Source organism: Ignavibacteriales bacterium, assembly GCA_015709675.1.
Taxonomy (GTDB): domain Bacteria; phylum Bacteroidota; class Ignavibacteria; order Ignavibacteriales; family Ignavibacteriaceae; genus H2-BAC3.
Window position 1 is genome coordinate 1,209,309 of sequence record CP054182.1, and the last position, 13,309, is coordinate 1,222,617.

Genomic DNA, 13,309 nt, shown 5'->3' on the forward strand with positions numbered 1-13,309 from the left:
AATCAGAAAAGTTTCCCGCAGATCACGCAGATTAACGCAGATTGATTAAATATTCTTTCGGTCTTAGTGTCTTTACGCGAACCTATTCTGAAATATGTTAAACTGAGTCAGGCTATGTTGGTAAAAGTTCAATTGAAAACGCGTAATATGTAATTTTCAACTTTCAACTTTCAACTTTTAACTTTTAACTTTTAACTAGAACCTCACTCCGTACCAAACCACTCCGGGATATATCTTTACTGCCGGTGATGGCAGACGGTAAAAGCCGATGATTTTTTGTACTGCACGGAGGTATTCATTTTGAATCTGAAACGCATCCAGATTCCAGTCTAACGCCAGGAAGAACTCATGATGTCCCCCTTCCGGTGCATCCAGCCGCTTCACACTGTGGCCGAGGGCAATGTTAAGATATGGTGACCAGTAGGGTTTTGCTTTCTGCGGCAGCAAATTATATATATCAATGCTTATCCAGTCGTAGGTGCTTTCATAGTCGTCAAATATTACCGAGTGGGAGTTATTGCGGAACCGCTCAGAAGGGGAGAAGCTCATCTTAAAGCGGAAGTTTTTAAGCGGCGGGTATTCTTCCTCTAGAAGCGGATAAACAGCGCCGAGAGTATTTGCTGCAAAATCTCCCCAGCTGAATCCCCATTGTTTTGAAAACCCGTCTTTGATTTCAATATAGGTCTGATATGAGAACGCCAATGATGACCCAAGCCAGAGCGAGGTATTGCGTGAGAAGCCGGACCACTGAAATAATCCCGAATATACCTGAGAAGCCATATAGGGAAAGAAGAAATGGCCGAATTTATCAGAACCAAGTGCGTAAGTCCAGTCTTCCTGCCAGTTGAAGTGGAAACCGGATTTCTCCCCCTTCCACCAGAGATTCGTGTTAAGGGCGTGGCCGTAAACAAATCCTCCGGCGGTGAGCAGCCCGATTCCTCCCGCCCTGTACCAGTGGACAGCTGAGGTGTCCTGTCCATTGCTTTGCGGCGTCATGAAACTCAGGATGATAAAAAGGCGGAATAGTGAACGGTTCATCGTATCTGGCAAATAAGTATATTTTTGACTGATCTCAAATTAAGAATGAAAGCGAAGAAAGAAAAAGAAATGTGTTATCGCCACGGTTGGGTCAATAGCCAGGTAGTGTAAAAGAGATTGTGTAAATGAACCCCCCTATTCATACTTCATAATTCATTTGAACTCTATTCCCCCCGGATTTGTTATTTTTTTATGCGAATTGTGAATAAGTTATTGTTACTCCTGCTGTTTCTTGTTCTGCGGCTTCTGCCTGCTGAAGCTGCTTCAGGACTGGTTAAAGGCCGCGTGGCTGATGCCGAAACCGGCGAGCTGCTCCCCTATGTGAATGTGTTCATTCAAGGAACCAATAAAGGGACGGTAACTGACCCTGACGGCAATTACTATCTGAAGATTCCCTATGGTTCTTACACGCTCACCTATTCCATGGTTGGTTACAAAACCGAGACCCGGCAGGCGGAAATCGGTACTGAACCGCTTACCATAGATGTGTTTTTTCAGAGAGCAGAATACGCAATTCCGGAAGTGGTGGTAACCGGAGAAGATCCTGGGGTGCTGATTATGCGCAACGCCATCAAACGGAAACTTGAGCAGAAAGATAAGCTTAATACCTACACCTATAATCTTTACACAAAGTTTGTAGTCAGTTCAGATACGCTGACCGCGGGACGCTCCTCACAACGCGGCGATACTACCATATTTTCCATTTTTGAATCTTATTCAGCCGGATATTTCCAGAAACCGGATAACTACTTTAACCGGATCACCCACCGCCGCCAGAGCGTAAACGTGCCTCCGCAAGCCAATTTTGTCGCGTTCGGAACCAATATCAATATATACGATGACCAGGTGCTGCTGCTTGACGAGTTAATATATAGCCCGTTTCATCCGGACGCGCCTGAGTATTATCATTTCACTCTTGAAAAATGGATTAAGCCGGACAGCGTTACCATGATCGCCCGGATCAGGGTTGAACCCGCTTCATCACAGCGGAAGCTTTTCAGCGGTTATGTGGATATCAACGGAGCTACCGGCCGGGTGCTTGAGGCCTCTCTTAAGCCCAATAAAGCCGTGCAGCTTCCTTTCAGCGCTGATCTGAGCTACTGGCAGTCTTTCGGCGAGTTTGATGGATACATTGTGCCGACCGGGCTTCATATAAAAGCGATTGTGCCGGTGGATATCTACTGGGTCTTTGACGCGCGGGTTGATATCTCGATATATACCGTTGCGTACGATTATACGTTTAATAAGAAACTTGACGCGGAGCTTTTTACCCTCAGGCGGGTTGAGATTGACAAGGGAGCGGATGAACTAAACGCTGACTACTGGGATGATAACGGCGTGCTGCCCCTGCGTGAGGAAGAAAAATATGCTTATGAGGAAATACGGCAGCTCAGAGAAAATCCTGACTCCGTTCTTACAAGCACGTTCTTTGACCGGTATATAGGGCCCCTTACCAGAGAGATCGCAAAACTTGACCGCGAACCCTTTTCCGGCTTTGATGATTTCTTCCACTTTAACCGCGTTGGCGCAGTATATACAGGCGCTGGCTTCCGTTACCGGCCCTTTGACCGGCTCAATACCGTCATCAAAGCCGGGTATTCGTTCGCTGATCAAAAACCCCATGGTGATTTTCTGGCTGAGTACTCATTTGATGAGCCGGGCCGCCTGCAGCTTGCGGGTAATATATACAGCCGCCTTAACAGGAGAGATGATCCTTATACGCTGCGCGAACGGGCTATTACGCTGCTTTCCCTTCTCTTTAAGAATGATTATGGTGATTATTTTTATGCATCTGGGTATTCCTTTGAACTGAAGTATGGAATCGGTCAGCTCAGGTTTATCCGGCGAGAAACTTTTGAGCGCCCGACAGTCTTCAAGCTCGGCTTCAGGGATGAAACCCAGCTTCCGGCCGGTGTTAATACTGATTTTGCATTCTTCGGGAGAAAGAGTAGTTACCGGGGCAACCCTGCCGCGCAGCCGGGCCGCCTGCGCTCAATCTACGGTGAGGTGATGTTAAACTATTCACCCGTGCGGAGAATAGGGAATTCTGGTCTGTTTTTATCTTTTGAAACGGCTGATAAAAAACGGCTTACAGGTGATTTTACCTTTTCCAATATCCGGTCTGCATTTTATCTCAGAACGCCCACACTGCCGCTCTGGATGCTTGATTTACGGGTTACGGGGGGCTATAGCATAGGAACGCTGCCCGTGCAGAGATATTATAGCTTTGAGTCTTCAAGTGCCGCCATTGCGCTCCCTGGCGCGCTGAGAGGCATAAAAGAGAAGGAGTTCTATGGCGACCGGTATGCTTCAGTTTTTATAGAGCATAATTTCGGGGAACTGATACCCGGGGTATTACGCATTCCTAATGTGGCTGCTTACGGAATCGAAGTGATCGTGAACGGGTCAGCGGCCTGGAGTGATGTTAAAAACCGGAGTCAGGTTCAAATAACCAATCCGCTTCTCAAAACAACCGCGGAGACAGCCGACAGGTATTACTACGAAGCCGGAATTGGTCTTAACCGCCTGCTCATCTTCTTCCGGTTTGATCTATCAGCACGGCTCTCACAGGTTAGCGGACCCTCATACCGGATTACTTTTTCAACCGCGACGAATTAGAGTTCTGTGCTAACCACCTATTTTTTCCTAATTTCGGGATGCTGCAGGGTGTGAAGAATGCACCGGTAAAAATTACCCCGGAGGTTTTTAAGAAGAAAAGCATTCTCAAAACGGTGCTTGTTTTCTGATAAAAAAGGTCATATTTTATTGCTCTGTCAGTTTCTTTTTGTGGCACGCTTTTTTCTATATAAAGAGAAATTCATCAAACTAAATTTTTTCAAAACACAAAATAAACATTGGGTCAGCAGCAGCTTCTTCTTATTGGAATTACCGTTATACTTACTGGCACAGCTTTGCTTGTGGGTATCAGTATGTACCGCAGTTATGTGACCCAGATTAACAGAGAACAGATATTAAGTGACCTCAATATTATTGGTGCTGACGCACAGGGTTACTACCGGCGTGCCATTCAACAGGGGGGCGGTCAAACCTCATTTCTGAATTATAAAATCCCCTTCGGTTTTCAGGAAAATCCAAGCGGGGTTTATACCATAAAAAGCGTGAGTAAAGATGAAATCGTAATTAACGGGCTGGAGATAGAAGCAGGGGATGACGGTAACCCGATTTCTTATGACGTGACTGTTACCGCGGGGAAGCTAACTTTTACCAAAAACAATTAAAATTCTTGAAAAAACCGGTACTTTTTGGAAAAGGACAGGTAAAAATTACTTGTAACAGTTACCGTTTTTGCTCGCCACGGATATCCATCACCGTTTTTTAGCTTAATTCAAACATCCGGAACTGGCACGATTTTTACATTACTTAACTATAAAATTATTCTCAATCAATAATCTAAAGGAAAAACCACCATGGGTCAGCAGCAATTGCTCCTTATCGTTCTCGGCGTAATTATCGTCGGTATTTCAGTAGTAGTAGGTATTAACCTCTTCCAGACCAGTGCAGTTCAGGCAAACAGAGATGCAGTTATTGCAGACTTAAATGCTTTAGCAGCATCAGCTATGCAGTATTACAAAAAGCCAACCAATCTCGGTGGCGGCGGAAATTCATTCGTTGGTTATGCAATCCCAACCGGAATGGGTTCAAATGCTAATGGTACCTATACAATCTCAGTTGCCGGTAACGCAACAAGCATCACATTCCGGGGTGTAGGAACTGAAAAAGGTGATAACGGTACAGCAGGTGTAACCCACACAGCTGCAGTTACATCAACAGGCGGCATAACCATCGCTAAAACCAACTAATTTTTAGAGATAATACTCTAATTTTTTAGAACAGAGCGGCACACGTTTTTAATGTGTGCCGCTTTTTTATTTTACCATAGGGGGTGAGAGACGTAACCACGGATTCAGTTTCCGGGAGAAACCTGGCTTTTTCCGGTGACCAGCCACCTAAAAAAAGCAGATAGATTCCTGAAATAAGTGACTGAATACTGTGATAAACCTCAGGTTGTGAGCAGGGCTAAGTTATTGAAAAATAAGCAGAAAATAGCCCTGAACTCAACAAATGCTTCAATCTTAGCCAATAATTAATTATATTTCAGGGTTAATGAAAAACAGAAGTTTTATCCATGGTTGAATGCCGTTTCGTCGCTGAAAATCCGTCAGGCAAAGTGCTTTCCGGCAGTCTGGTTGCTGAAAACTTATCCGAAGCAAAGAAGAAAATCAATGCTATGGCGGAGAAAAATCAGCTTAAGATTAAGTCCATTGATAAAAAGGCAGCATGGATTTATACGGCTAAAAAAGGGAACGAAAAGCCGATTAAGGGGGAACAGAAAGCGTTTAACAAGCAGGAAGTAATTGACGCGTTAACCCGGCTTGGGTATGACAAAATCAATGTCAATAAGAAGCTGCTTGATATTAACCCTCCTCCTCCGGTTCAGGATGTGGTCACCTTTGTAAAAATCAGTTCCGAGCTGATGGATCAAAAACTTCCATTCGGCGAAGTGATGAACCTGCTGATTAACGATACCCAGAATAAAACCCTCCGCGATACGCTTAAGGACATCAATAACGAATTAAAAAAAGGGGCGGACAGCCAGGTGGTTTTCAGCCGGTATCAGAGTGTATTCGGGAAATTCACCTCATATATGCTGGGTCTGGCCTCCAAGTCTGGTAATATGGCTGAGATCTACCGTGCCACGGCAAAGTTCCTTGAGCGGCAGATGGAATTTAAGAAGAGTTTAAAGAGCGCGCTGATCAGTCCGTTTGTTACCGTATTTGTATTGATGCTGGCAGTGCTTTATTATATCGGATATATATTCCCGGAAACAGCGCTTATGTTCGCCAAGTTCGGCATTGACCTTCCTCCGATGACTGCCGCAACGCTTGAGCTCAGTGATTTTCTTAAAGCTAATATTTTTCTGATTCTTGGTTCAATTATTGTCCCGATCGTGGTTCTTGGAAGGTTCTTTGCTACACCCAAGGGCAGGATCATGAAAGATAAATATATGCTTAAGATGCCGGTGATGGGCAATCTTATCCATAAAACGGTAATTGAAGTATTCTGCCGGGTGTTTTATACGTTGTATTCAGGTTCAGCAGAAAGCATTGAACCGATCAGAATAGCTGCCGAAGCATCTGATAATGCCTATTTTGAAAGCCAGATTAAAAATGTGGCAATACCTCTGATGGTGAAAAAAGGTATCGGAATAACCGAAGCATTTGCTGCCGCGAATGTATTCACGGAAACCGCGCTTAACCGTTTTCACAGCGGAGAAGAAACCGGCACGCTTAAGAACACAGCCCTGCAGCTTGCCAATTATTATGAAAGTGAAACGGTATTCCGTCTTAAGAGCATCATTGAGCTGATACAGGTTATTATCTCGATGATTATTATGGTTGTCATGATAGGCCTTACGCTGGTTTCAGCAGAAACAGCCACTATTTCACCAGACCCGAACAAAATGAAATCAGTTCTCGAATTTGTAAGAGAGTATCCGGTATGTTAGAAACGAATCTGGAATTCACTGATAAAATCGGTTATCTCCTTTTTAAGAAAGGGATTATCAACAGCGAGGTGCTTGAAAAGGCGCTCCGGTTAAAGAACGAAGACAAATCAAAACAGAAGAGGAATCTCGCGCAGATTCTTGTTCAGGATTTTGGTTATGAGCATGATGCCATTTTTAATGAAGTGGCCAGTCTGTATGCATTCCGCGAAATGGATGTAACCGCCGAAACCATAACGCCTGAAGTAGCCGACCGTATTAAAAAATTTGTAAACGGCGGTGGAGAATCATTAAAGAAAATGATTTTTGAGGTAAAAGTCATCCCCTATAAATATGATGACAGACAGAGGGATAAACTTTTAATAGCGGCCACTGACCCCACTGACCGTAATATCCCGAAAATTGCGTTTGGTCTTAATGCCCGCAAATATGAAGTTATCTATGTCCGCAATAAGGAATATACAAAGCTGGTGGAAAAGCTCTTTCCGCCGGAAAATGAATACCTGAAGCAGCTTGAGGCAAACCCGACCGAGTTTAACGTTGAGATTGAGCAGGAGAAAGACCTCAGCGAGGATGAACTTGAGAATGAAATCAACAAAAGCGCGCTTGTTAATCTGGTGGAAGCAGCGCTTGTTGAGGGAACCCGGAAAGGTATAAGCGATATACACTTTGTTCCCCGTTCAGCAAAACGGACGGATATCATGTTCCGTGTTGATGGTCTTCTGCAGTTATGGCACTCACAGGAGAATACTTCTCCGGAGGCGCTGATCGCGGTGGTCAAAGACAGGTCAAGAGGCATGGACCGTTTTGAGCGCGAGCGTTCACAGGACGGATTTATACAGCGCGAAATTGACGGTACCATTATCCGTTTCCGTGTATCTGATATGCCGATGGTGGGAACGGAACTGAAAAATAAATTTGAATCCATCGTTATAAGAATACTTGATGACAGAAAAGTTATTAAGGATCTGAGCAAACTCGGACTGATGGGTTACGCTAAAGATGCATTTGAAAAAGCAATCAATCAGCCGCAGGGAATGGTTATCCTGACCGGTCCTACGGGATCAGGTAAAAGTACCACGCTTATCGCCGCGTTATATCAGGTGATAGACCCGACGGTAAACGTACTTACCGTAGAAGATCCTGTGGAGTATGTTATTGAGGGAGCCCGGCAGTTAAAGATCGGGCATAAGATGAATTTTGAACAGGCCATACGCGGTATTCTGCGGCATGACCCTGATATTGTGCTTGTGGGTGAGATGAGAGATAAAGAGACAGCCGAAGTTGCCATTAAACTGGCAAACACCGGTCACCTTACCTTCTCCACGCTACACACAAACGACGCACCGAGCGCGGTTTCCCGTTTATATAAAATGGGAATTGAACCCTTCCTTATTGCTTACGCAATTAATATCATTGTGGCACAGCGGCTTATCAGAAAGCTTTGCGTCTGCAAAAAGAAAGTGGATCAGATTGATGATGACTATCTGAAGTCACTCGGTATTAATCCGGAGGAGTTCCGGGGTCTGGACATATATGAGGCAGTCGGGTGCGACAAATGCAGCAAGACGGGATATAAAGGGCGTCTTGCAATTCATGAAGCGCTCTATTTTACCAAAGATCTCAGACAGATTATTATTAAGTCAGGTGAAGAGGTTGATGAGGAAAAGATCCGTATGCAGGCAAAAAAAGACGGAACATTGAATCTGAGAGAATCCGGCCTGGAAAAAGTGAAGCAGGGGCTCACCTCGTTTGAAGAAGTTATCTCCTCGACGATGGAAGATTAACACCGGCGTACGAAATTATCATCCAGTAAGAGAACAAGCAAAGAATATCAGTGATAGAAGAAACCAAAGCAGCGATAAAAAAAATTACCGATGCCATTCCCCTGACCGTAATGGGGCAGGACCGTATCAATTATATCATCGAGCAGTTTAAAAAATTCACTGATGAGGAACGGCTTCTTTTTCTGAAGGTAATAAACCGGATCCTCACCAATATGATTGAACGTGAAGCCTCCGATATTGAGATAGGCGGCTACGGAAACGACGGATTTATCTGGATGCGCATCTTCGGAAAGAAAGAACGGGTTAAAGACCTTCCGCAGTTTACCCTGGATGAATTTGTTGTTCTGATTCTTAATATCCTCAACGAAAATCAGCGCCGTTATCTTATTGTAACCAGAAGCATAGATATGAGTTATACTTTTATCTATGAAAGGAAAAACGTACCGGTACGTTTCAGAGCAACGGTCTATTTTGATCTTGACAGCATCGCGTTAAATATGCGTGCTATTTCATCGGCAGTCCGCTCTATTGAATCAATGGAATTCCATCCCAACGTGCTGAAGGTAATGAGCCATATGCATGTGAAGTTCGGGCTTACGCTGATAACCGGTATTACAGGTTCAGGAAAGTCTTCGACTCTTGATGCAATCATTGATTTTCACAATAAGCTTGATACTGCTCACATAGTTATCATCGCGTCCCCCCTTGAGTTTGTACACAAGTCAAACCGGGCAATCGTGCGGCACAGGGAAGTGGGAAGGGATGTGCTGACCTTTAAGGATGGCGTTATCCAGTCATTGCGCCAGGATCCTGATATTATCGTTATCGGTGAAATGAGAGATCCGGATACCATTATGGCGGCTCTTGAGGTAACTGATACCGGCCACAAAGTTTTTTCGACACTCCATACATCTTCCGCGGTTGAGTCCATTGACCGCATCATCGCTGAAGTGCATCCAAATGAGCAGGACAGAGTGCGCAACAGACTGGCAGATGTGCTCACCTGCGTGGTCTCGCAGAAACTGGTTCCGACCATTAACGGTAGAGTTGCGCTTGCCAAGGAAGTACTGCTTGTGAACTCGAGCGTCAAAGCAGCCATCAAGAACAATAACACCAGTGAAATATATATGATGATCAATCAGGGAGGGCAGGTTGGCATGCAGACCATGGAGCAGGATCTGAAGCGGCTCTATATGCAGAAGAAGATTTCTCTTGAAACCGCGATGAGTTTTTCGAATAATAAAGTACGTATGCAGCAACTCTTAACGGCGGTCTGATGGAGCAGTTCGTCTGCATCTATTGCGAGGGAAATGATTCTAAATTTGCGGTCTTTGAACGGGACAAGGGAAAACTGCGCCTGATAAAAACCGCATCTATAGATTTGTTTAAACCCTCCTCAGGCGCGCAGTCTGAGATGCCGGTATTTGATGCAGGTGAAGGTGAACTTACCCTTGAGTCGCTGGCAGGCGATATGCTTTCCCAGAACATGAATGACTCTGTCGGGGGAGGCGGCCAGCTTATCGAAGGAGTGGTTAACGCGGAGCTCGCGGGAATAAAACTGCATCAGTGCAAGTTTGTGCCTATCCTTACCGAACCGGCGCTGTTTTACCAGACTTCAAATAAAAAAGGGACAACCGGAGCCATACCTAAGTTTACCCAGGAAGTAACATCAGAAGCCGAGGGAAAACTTAAATCAAAAAAGAAAACCACCAAATCTGATGAGTCTGTCGGCCAGGTTGAGATAGCAGAGGGAGCAACGCTGCGTGTCCGCTTACGTTCAGATACCAGCTGTATTCAGCTTGTTAACAAGCTTGCCCGTTTTAATAACCGGCGTTTTTATAAAATCAGCTCTGTTAAGAGTGCTGAAATATCCCTTGCCACCTATGTTGCCAAACGGAAGAAATTCTTTCCGGATGACTATTCCCTTGTTGTATATATCGGTAAGGAATACAGCAAGCTGATTTTTCTCTATGGAAGAAAAATCAAGCATATCGGCTCAACGCTTGATATCGGAACAACAAATCTGCATACCTACGATGTGTATTTTTCCAAGATACTGCTCGAAATGGAAAACGGCGCGGTGCCGAATCTTGATAATATCATCGTCTGCGGTGAGGATGTTTCTGAGAACCTGGTGCTCTCCTTTTACGGTACCTTCCCTGAAATCAATGTCAGCCGGCTTGAATTTGATGATGTTGATATATCAGGCCTTTCAGAAACAGACATAGAAAAAGTTTCCTCATTCAGCGTACCCATAGCGGCGATGAGTGAAATACATGAAGAACTGATAAAGAAAACCCCGGGAATCAATCTGATTCCGAACTGGGTAGTGGAAGAACAAAAACTGTTGCAGTTTGCCTGGCATGGGTATCTGATGCTTCCTCTGCTGGTTCTGGTTCCCATTTTTATAACGCTGCAGATACTCACAGGGAGCACGGAGCTTAAGGGGATTGAGAATGAAATCAGGGTGAAAGAGCAGTTAAAGCAGCAGAATCTTGAGATTGTTGCGCAGATAGAAGCTCTGGATGGCAGAATAAACAGTTTTGATCAGACACAGACCATCCTGGACTCAGTGAGCGTGGGGTCTGAGGTCTGGGGCAGAACCCTGAACCGTTTCTCCTCACTCGGAATTGAGCGGAGAGGATTCTGGCTGAGCAAGATATCCATTGATGAAAAGAAGTTTATACAGGCAGACGGATATTCGCTTAATACCGATATCCTGCCGCAGGTCACTGCACGCCTGGACTCCGCGACGCTGAAAAGTGTTTATTATGAACCGATACGGGAAAGCGATGCATACCGTTTTCAGATAACGCTCAGGGAACAATAGGCAGAGCGATGGACAGAAAACTTAAAAATACACTCGCGCTTGCCGGTCTGGTAATACTGCTGGCAGCACTCGGCTTCGGATATATATATCTGTTTCAGCGTCCGGAAATAAAGGAGCGGACGGAAGTACTGAACCAGCTTAAAGCGCAGGAGTTTGATACGGAATCGCTAAACCTGCAGCTTGCCGAAAGAACCGAACGCGCCCGCACGCTGGACTCAATACTTGCCGCAAGGAAGTTTAATATTCCCGTAAATATTACCACGCTGCAGTTTTATGAATTCATGAATATGGCAACCAAGCTGATATCGCGTGATGCACGTGTTAATATCGAATATATTGAAACAATGCCTGAACGGGAATTCTTCTTTCATAGATACAAAGTTGACGGCGTTGCATCGTATGCGGATCTTTATCAGCTCATCTATGCAATTGAACAGAGCAAAGAGCTGAAAAAGATACTTGAACCGGAATTTACCAACTATGTAGATCCGAATGTTGAAAGCACGCCCCGTTTTCTTGTGAATTTTTCCTTTTCCGTGAAGGTGTATTTTTCTGATAATGACCGGTTTACTACTGTCGGTTACTCAGAAAATATGCTTAGAACCAGCATGCGGTATGATATATTCTCCCCTCTGATTGCAACCAGTGTGCCGCTTAATTCTGAAGGGCTGCTTGATGTGCAGGGAGCAAAACTGCTTGCTGTGGTTCCGGAGGGGATTTTTGTGGCGGATTCAAAAGGAGAAACCTATCTGCTGGCTGAAGGGGATAAAGTGTATCTGGGTTATCTGACAAAAATTAATTACGAACAAAACACCGCGAAGTTTATTCTGAATAAAGGGGGAATTGTTGAAAATCTGGTGCTTGTCCTTGAAAAAGAGAAACGGAAATAGAGTGAGCTGCCTTATGAAAACCATACAGAGTTTCCTCATCCTGCTTTTACTGCTGCATATACCCGCAATGGCACAACCGGGCATAGAAAAACAGTTAGGCGAATATGTGCCGCATGATGAAGTGGTATCCATGGCTTCATCACTTCCCTTCTCGAAGGCAATAGAACTGATGAGCAAAATCAGCGAGAAGAAAACCGGCCGGCCGATTGTTACTACCTTTCAGCGTGAAGATCCCATTGGTCTTGATATCATTAATGTGCAGTATGAAAAAGCGCTGCTGATGATTGTTCAGTATGCGGGTCTTATACTTGAGTATAAGGAAGATGTTATCATCATCAGAAGAAAGGTAGATACTACCGAAGAAATAAAGCCTGAGGTATATGCAGGCGTTGATTCTCGTGAAATTAAAATATCGGCTATCTTTTTTGAAGCTGATGTAAATGAAACCCGTGAGCGGGGTATTAACTGGGAGCTGGCTCTCTCAGGCAAGGGATTCAATTTCGGAACGGGGGCAACCACGACCGGTCAGGTTATAACGGACGGCGGAAGCGTGACATCCGATTTTAAGATTGGCACATCATCAGAGTTTGGCGCCGGAAGTTTATTCGGTGAAGCGATGACCCTATTCCGGTTTTTTGAATCTGAAAATATCGGAGAAATTATCGCAAGCCCGACCGTTACCGTCCGTAATAAACGGCTCGGGACTATACAGAGCGGGTCAGACTTTTCTATTAAGCAGCGTGATTTTGCCGGCAATGTAACCGATCAGTTTTTCTCGACCGGATCCATTATTAACGTTACGCCGTATATATACACTGAAGACGGTGTTGAGTATATGCTGCTTGACCTGACGGTTGAGCGAAGCTCAGGTTTTCCTTCAGAACTTTCCACGGAAATCCGCAAAACAAAGGTTACCACCCAGGTGCTGATGCTGGACGGTGAGTCAACGGTTATCGGGGGGTTGTATCTGAATGAAGAAAAAACCGTGCGTACGGGAATTCCCGTCCTGCGTGATCTTCCCTGGTGGGTGCTTGGTATCAGATACCTTACCGGAAGCGACCAGGTCAGCGTGATAAAAAAAGAGCTGGTTATTGTAATCAAGGCAGAGTTTGTGGCAACCCTGAAGGAGCGCCTTGCTATGCCTTCTGAGGACGGAATTGTGGACAAAGAGGTTGAGTCGCTGCGTGAGCGTATCCGGAAATCAAAAGAGAACTCGCTGAGAAACGAAAAAAAGGATTAA

The 13,309-nt window shown here is 44.9% G+C and carries 11 protein-coding genes; 9 read left to right on the forward strand and 2 right to left on the reverse strand.

Annotation, left to right across the window (positions count from 1 at the left end; translation table 11 throughout):
* Positions 1–195: 195 nt before the first annotated feature.
* Positions 196–1,038, reverse strand: a complete 843-nt coding sequence (locus tag HRU80_04470) for a DUF2279 domain-containing protein (protein ID QOJ28168.1) — start codon at positions 1,036–1,038, stop codon at positions 196–198.
* 201 nt (positions 1,039–1,239) lie between these two features.
* On the opposite strand from HRU80_04470, the gene HRU80_04475 reads away from it, so the two are divergent.
* From HRU80_04475 to tadA, 6 genes are all read left to right on the forward strand, one after another.
* A complete protein-coding gene (locus HRU80_04475; GenBank protein ID QOJ28169.1) occupies positions 1,240–3,657 on the forward strand; it encodes a carboxypeptidase-like regulatory domain-containing protein in 2,418 nt (805 codons plus the stop codon).
* A 236-nt stretch (positions 3,658–3,893) separates the two neighbouring features.
* Positions 3,894–4,277 carry a hypothetical protein gene (locus HRU80_04480; GenBank protein QOJ28170.1) on the forward strand — a complete coding sequence of 128 codons (384 nt, stop codon included), beginning with the start codon at positions 3,894–3,896 and terminating at the stop codon, positions 4,275–4,277.
* Positions 4,278–4,466: 189 nt separating this feature from the next.
* A complete protein-coding gene (locus HRU80_04485; protein QOJ28171.1) occupies positions 4,467–4,859 on the forward strand; it encodes a hypothetical protein in 393 nt (130 codons plus the stop codon).
* A gap of 326 nt (positions 4,860–5,185) precedes the next feature.
* Positions 5,186–6,565, forward strand: coding sequence for a type II secretion system F family protein (locus HRU80_04490; protein QOJ28172.1), 1,380 nt, complete (start codon positions 5,186–5,188; stop codon positions 6,563–6,565).
* Positions 6,559–8,349 (forward strand): type II/IV secretion system protein, encoded by a 1,791-nt coding sequence (locus HRU80_04495; protein QOJ28173.1) that lies wholly within the window; start codon positions 6,559–6,561, stop codon positions 8,347–8,349. Before HRU80_04490 ends, HRU80_04495 begins: the two co-directional genes overlap by 7 nt.
* A gap of 110 nt (positions 8,350–8,459) precedes the next feature.
* Positions 8,460–9,626, forward strand: a complete 1,167-nt coding sequence (gene tadA / locus HRU80_04500) for a Flp pilus assembly complex ATPase component TadA (GenBank protein ID QOJ30452.1) — start codon at positions 8,460–8,462, stop codon at positions 9,624–9,626.
* A gap of 500 nt (positions 9,627–10,126) precedes the next feature.
* On the opposite strand, the gene HRU80_04505 is transcribed toward tadA, so the two are convergent.
* The gene (locus HRU80_04505) at positions 10,127–10,339 is read right to left on the reverse strand and encodes a hypothetical protein (protein ID QOJ28174.1); all 213 of its coding nucleotides are present in this window, start codon (positions 10,337–10,339) and stop codon (positions 10,127–10,129) included.
* 48 nt (positions 10,340–10,387) lie between these two features.
* Here HRU80_04505 and HRU80_04510 point away from each other — a divergent pair, with 48 nt between their 5' ends.
* The 3 genes from HRU80_04510 to HRU80_04520 are packed head-to-tail and all read left to right on the forward strand — an operon-like array spanning position 10,388 to position 13,309.
* Positions 10,388–11,179, forward strand: a complete 792-nt coding sequence (locus HRU80_04510; GenBank protein ID QOJ28175.1) for a hypothetical protein — start codon at positions 10,388–10,390, stop codon at positions 11,177–11,179.
* Positions 11,180–11,187: 8 nt separating this feature from the next.
* Positions 11,188–12,069, forward strand: a complete 882-nt coding sequence (locus tag HRU80_04515; protein ID QOJ28176.1) for a hypothetical protein — start codon at positions 11,188–11,190, stop codon at positions 12,067–12,069.
* A 13-nt stretch (positions 12,070–12,082) separates the two neighbouring features.
* Positions 12,083–13,309, forward strand: a complete 1,227-nt coding sequence (locus HRU80_04520) for a hypothetical protein (GenBank protein QOJ28177.1) — start codon at positions 12,083–12,085, stop codon at positions 13,307–13,309.

Excerpts from the sequence above, each read along its gene's own strand:
- HRU80_04470 (QOJ28168.1), bottom strand. The coding sequence starts at position 1,038 with ATGAACCGTTCACTATTCCGCCTTTTTATCATCCTGAGTTTCATGACG.
- HRU80_04485 (QOJ28171.1), top strand. The coding sequence starts at position 4,467 with ATGGGTCAGCAGCAATTGCTCCTTATCGTTCTCGGCGTAATTATCGTC.
- HRU80_04490 (QOJ28172.1), top strand. The coding sequence starts at position 5,186 with ATGGTTGAATGCCGTTTCGTCGCTGAAAATCCGTCAGGCAAAGTGCTT.
- HRU80_04495 (QOJ28173.1), top strand. The coding sequence starts at position 6,559 with ATGTTAGAAACGAATCTGGAATTCACTGATAAAATCGGTTATCTCCTT.
- tadA (QOJ30452.1), top strand. The coding sequence starts at position 8,460 with ATGGGGCAGGACCGTATCAATTATATCATCGAGCAGTTTAAAAAATTC.
- HRU80_04505 (QOJ28174.1), bottom strand. The coding sequence starts at position 10,339 with ATGCTTGATTTTTCTTCCATAGAGAAAAATCAGCTTGCTGTATTCCTT.
- HRU80_04515 (QOJ28176.1), top strand. The coding sequence starts at position 11,188 with ATGGACAGAAAACTTAAAAATACACTCGCGCTTGCCGGTCTGGTAATA.
- HRU80_04520 (QOJ28177.1), top strand. The coding sequence starts at position 12,083 with ATGAAAACCATACAGAGTTTCCTCATCCTGCTTTTACTGCTGCATATA.